The sequence below is a fragment of the Streptomyces sp. C genome, from assembly GCF_000158895.1.
GTDB classification, from domain to species: domain Bacteria; phylum Actinomycetota; class Actinomycetes; order Streptomycetales; family Streptomycetaceae; genus Streptomyces; species Streptomyces racemochromogenes.
This window is the reverse complement of record NZ_GG657750.1, coordinates 6128106-6132244: the sequence shown is the minus strand read 5'-3', so window position 1 is coordinate 6132244 and position 4139 is coordinate 6128106. Positions and strand designations below refer to the sequence as shown.

5 protein-coding genes are annotated in these 4139 nt (G+C 73.6%); all 5 read left to right on the top strand.

All coding sequences use genetic code 11. The features are described from left to right. Window positions 1-55: 55 nt before the first annotated feature. On the top strand, window positions 56-244 hold the full coding sequence (locus tag SSNG_RS44960; RefSeq protein ID WP_128637184.1) for a zinc ribbon domain-containing protein: 189 nt from the start codon (window positions 56-58) through the stop codon (window positions 242-244). A 215-nt stretch (window positions 245-459) separates the two neighbouring features. Next, the gene (locus SSNG_RS27590) at window positions 460-1482 is read left to right on the top strand and encodes a ketoacyl-ACP synthase III (protein ID WP_007267218.1); all 1023 of its coding nucleotides are present in this window, start codon (window positions 460-462) and stop codon (window positions 1480-1482) included. Beyond that, entirely contained in the window at window positions 1479-2225 is a 747-nt protein-coding gene (locus SSNG_RS27585; RefSeq protein WP_241695127.1) for a glycosyltransferase family 2 protein, read from the top strand. The genes SSNG_RS27590 and SSNG_RS27585 overlap by 4 nt, the downstream gene beginning before the upstream one ends. Further along, on the top strand, window positions 2225-3487 hold the full coding sequence (locus tag SSNG_RS27580) for an AMP-binding protein (protein ID WP_007267216.1): 1263 nt from the start codon (window positions 2225-2227) through the stop codon (window positions 3485-3487). Before SSNG_RS27585 ends, SSNG_RS27580 begins: the two co-directional genes overlap by 1 nt. After that, window positions 3462-3704: a hypothetical protein gene (locus SSNG_RS44140; protein WP_241695126.1), complete on the top strand. Its 243-nt coding sequence runs from the start codon at window positions 3462-3464 to the stop codon at window positions 3702-3704. Before SSNG_RS27580 ends, SSNG_RS44140 begins: the two co-directional genes overlap by 26 nt. Window positions 3705-4139 lie beyond the last annotated feature (435 nt).

Sequence of the window (4139 nt, the reverse complement as noted above, 5' to 3'; positions counted from 1 at the left end):
CCCCGGTTCGGGGGCGCGCCGCTCCCGGCCGGCCCCTTCCAGTTCGCCGCGCAGGGTGTGCGCCGCGTCGGCGCGCTCCGGTCACCGCCGGTGCCCCGAACGCGGGCACACCGCCAAGGAGGACCGGCCCGCACAGGAGGTGTTCCTCTGCGTCAGCTGCGGCCACCGAGCGCACGCTGACGTGGTCGGCGCTCTGAACGTTCCACGGGCCGGGCCGGTCCGGCGCGAAGCCCAGCCGTCATAGCGAGAATCCCCCGGCCTCAACCGGGGGGAAGAGTCACGTCCCCTCCCCCGCGGGTGCGGCCGGTCGGCGGACCACGATACGGGGAGCCGTGCGCGGTGCCCCGGGGTGCGAGGGCATCTTCTGGGGGAAGGTGCGGGGCCCTACTCAGCGCCCCCACAAGGGAACTGAGCATCCGTACTCAGGCCGGAGCGCGGGCGGCGGGCGATCGTGGGGGCATGTCCACACAGTCTTGTGATCCGCGGCCGCGCGTCGGCATAACCGCCGTCGGCAGCCTGCTGCCCGAGGACGTGCTGTCCTCCGACGAGCTCCAGCGGGAGGTGGCCCGGCGCAGCGGCCTGGCGCTGCCCGCGCGGCTCCTGACACAGGCCACCGGGATCGTCTCGCGCAGGGTCGCCGCCGCGGGGGTGTACGCGTCGACGCTCGCCGTGGGTGCGGCGCGCCGGGCGCTGGAGTCGGCCGGGCTCGGCCCGATGGACGTGGACCTGCTGGTCTTCGCCTCCGCCTCGCGGGACCTGGTGGAGCCGGCGACCGCGCACATCGTGCAGGCCGAACTGGGTTCCAGGGCGCACGCGGTGGACGTGACCAACGCCTGCAACAGCTTCGTCAACGGGATCGACCTGGCCCGCAGCGCCGTCCTCGCCGGGCGGGCCCGGCGGGCGCTGGTGGTGACCGGGGAGACGCCGAGCCGGGCGGTGCGGATGGACCCGGCGGACTTCGCGGAGTTCCGCAGCGGTTTCGCCGGCTACACGTTCGGCGACGCGGGCGCGGCCGTCCTGCTGGAGGAGGTGGGGCGCGGCGGGATCCTGGACGTGGACAGTGAGACGCATTCGGAGCACTGGGAGGTCGGGGGCATCCCGGGCGGCGGTTCGCGGCACCCGCGCGGGGACGCGTACACGTACTTCCAGGGGGACGGGCACGAGCTGCGCGGGGTGTTCGAGAAGGTGGGGACGGCGGTCATCGACCGGACGCTGCACCGGACGGGCATGGACTGGGACGGCTTCGCGAAGGTGCTGGTGCACCAGGTGACGGTGCCGTACCTGGAGCGGTTCGCGGAGCTGACCGGAGTGCCGGCGCAGAAGCTGGTGGTGACGGTGCCGGAGCTGGGGAACGTGGCGAGCGCGAGCATCGGGGTGCAGCTGGAGCGGGTCTTCCCGGAGCTGGCGGCCGGGGAGCGGGTGCTGTTCGTGGGGCTGGGCGGCGGGATCAGCATCATGACGATGGTCTGGGAGAAGTCGTGAGCACGCCGATGTGGGTGGTGGTGCCCGCGCACGAGGAGGAGGCGCGGCTCTCGGCGACGCTGCGGGCGCTGGCCGCGCAGCGGGACCGGGACTTCACGCTGCTGGTGGTGGACAACGCCTCGGCGGACGGTACGGGTTCCATCGCGCGGGAGTTCGCGGCGCGGGCGCCGTTCCCGGTGGAGGTGATCGAGGAGCCGGAGAAGGGGGTCGGCTCGGCGGTGGACACCGGCTTCCGGTACGCGATCGCGCGGGGGGCGACCCTGCTGGCGCGGACGGACGCGGACTGCCTGCCGCGCCCCGGCTGGACGGGCGCGGCGCGGGCCGCTCTGCGGGAACGGCCGGGGCTGGTGTGCGGGCGGGTCACGGCCCGGCGCGACGAGCACGGGCCGCTGGGGCGGGCCGGTTTCGCGGGGCTGGTGGGGGTGGCCGCGCTGTTCGGGCGGCTGCGGCCGGAGCATGCCCGGCGGCACGGCTTCCGGGCGCCGTACCGGATGCACGCGGGGAACAACATGGCGATCACCGCCGAGCTGTACCTGGCCGTGGGCGGGATGCCGCGGCGGCCCTCGCCGACGGACCGGCTGTTCCTGAACGCGGTCCGCCGCCACACCGACCGGATCTCCCGCTGCCGGGGCATGGTCGTGGAGAACTCCACGCGCCGGCTGCGCGCGTACGGCCTCGCCGGGACCGCCCGCTGGTACCTCGACCAGGGCAGCGGCACGCACGGAACGGACGACCCCCGCTGATGCTGGACCGACTCGACAAGGCGCTGCGGGCCCGCCCCGAGCGGCCCGCCGTGCTCTCCGCGACCCGTTCGGGCGGCACCCGGGTGCGCGCCACCCGGGGTGAACTCGCCGAGCTGGCCGATGACTTCGCCGCCGCGCTGCACGCGCGGGGGCTGCGTGCCGGGGACACCGTCGGGGTCGCCGTGCGGCCCGGGCCGCGCGCCCTGGCGGTGCTGCTGGCGCTGTGGCGGCTGGGGCTGCGCGGTGCGGTGCTGGATCCGGGCGCGGGGGCGGAGGTGCTGCGGGCCCGGCTGGCGCTGGCGCGGCCCGCGCTGGTGCTGGCGGACGGTGCCGCGCAGGCGGTGGCGGGGTGGGCCCGGCCGCTGGCCCGGCGGGCGGCGCTGGAGCTGCCGGAGCTGGCTTCGCTGGGGCCGGTGGCCACGGTGGGGCCCCGGCTGCCGGGGTGCGCGCCGGCGCTGGAGCGGGGGGCTTCCCGGGCGGGGGTGCCGACGGGGTATGACGGGGATGGCGACGCGGTGGTCGTGTTCACCTCCGGGACCACCTCGCGGCCCCGGGCCGTGGTGCACACCCGGGCGGGGCTGGCCGCCGGGATGGAGACGGTGTCGGAGCTGTTCGTCGGGGGCGGTGAGGGGCCCGTGCTGGGCGGGACCTTCTTCGTGCTGGTGCCCTCGCTGACGCACGGGGCGCCGGTCGCGCTGCCGGCCCGCTCCCCCCCCCCGCTGGCCCGGCAGCTGGCACGGCTGGGGCCGCGGGACACCTACCTGACGCCGCCGCAGCTGCGGGACGCGCTCGGCGCGGGGGCCAGGTTCGGGGGCCGGGTGTGGACGGGTTCGGCTCCGGCCGGTGCCGGCCTGCTGGACCGGGTCCGGGCGGCGGGCGCGGAGCAGGCGTGGGGGGTGTACGCGCTGACCGAGCTGTTCCCGGCGGCCGCGGTGGAGTCCCGGGAGAAGGCCGACTTCGAGGGGGCGGGGGACCTGGTGGGCAGCCCGCTGCCCGGGGTGCGGGCCGCCGTGGACGCGGACGGCCAGCTGCTGCTGACCGGGCCCGCGGCCCGGGACCGCTACCTGGGCGAGGAGCCCGATCCGTGGGTGGCGACGGGGGACCGGGCGCGTCTGGACGGGGCCGGCCGGATCGTGCTGGAGGGCCGCTGCAAGGACATGGTGATAAAACCGGGCGGAGAACATCTACCCAAGCCTGTACGAACCGGCCCTGCACGTGCCGGGGGTGGAGCTGGGCGTGCTGGTCGGGATCCCGGCGGGTGACGGGGACGAGCGGCTGGTGGCGGTGGTCCAGCCGCGGCCCGGGGTCCCCGAACCGGCCCTGCGGGCCGCGCTGTCGGAGCCGCTGCGGCGGATGGGCACGGCCCGGCCGGACGCGCTGCTGTTCGCGCGGATCCCGCTGTCGGGGCGCTCGCGCAAGCCGGACCGGGCGGCAGTGTCGGCGCTGGCGGCGGCCCGGCTGGGCAGGGGTGCGCGGTGAGCCCGTGGGTGGTGGTCCCCGCGTACGACCTGGTGGCGCGGAGCAGCCTGAGAAAGAAAAAAGTTCCCGGGGTGCGCGGCGCACCCCGCTCTGGTACTGGGACCGGCAATACCGGCCGGCCGACACGAAAGAGGTCCACGTCCGATGATGACCAGGTGAAACCTTAAAAGCTTTAAAAGCCTTATATATTCTTTTTTTTCTTATAAAACTTAAAACCTTAGAGGCTATTTAAGTTGCTGATTTATATTAATTTTATTGTTCAAACATGAGAGCTTAGTACGTGAAACATGAGAGCTTAGTACGTTAGCCATGAGAGCTTAGTACGTTAGCCATGAGGGTTTAGTTCGTTAAACATGCGAGCTTAGTACGTTAAACATGAGAGCTTAGTACGTGAAACCTGTGAGCTTAGTACGTACTATCAACAGGTTGAACTGC

Bases quoted from the DNA above. Each gene is read 5' to 3' on its own strand.
- SSNG_RS27590 (WP_007267218.1), top strand. From the start codon at position 460: ATGTCCACACAGTCTTGTGATCCGCGGCCGCGCGTCGGCATAACCGCC.
- SSNG_RS27580 (WP_007267216.1), top strand. From the start codon at position 2,225: ATGCTGGACCGACTCGACAAGGCGCTGCGGGCCCGCCCCGAGCGGCCC.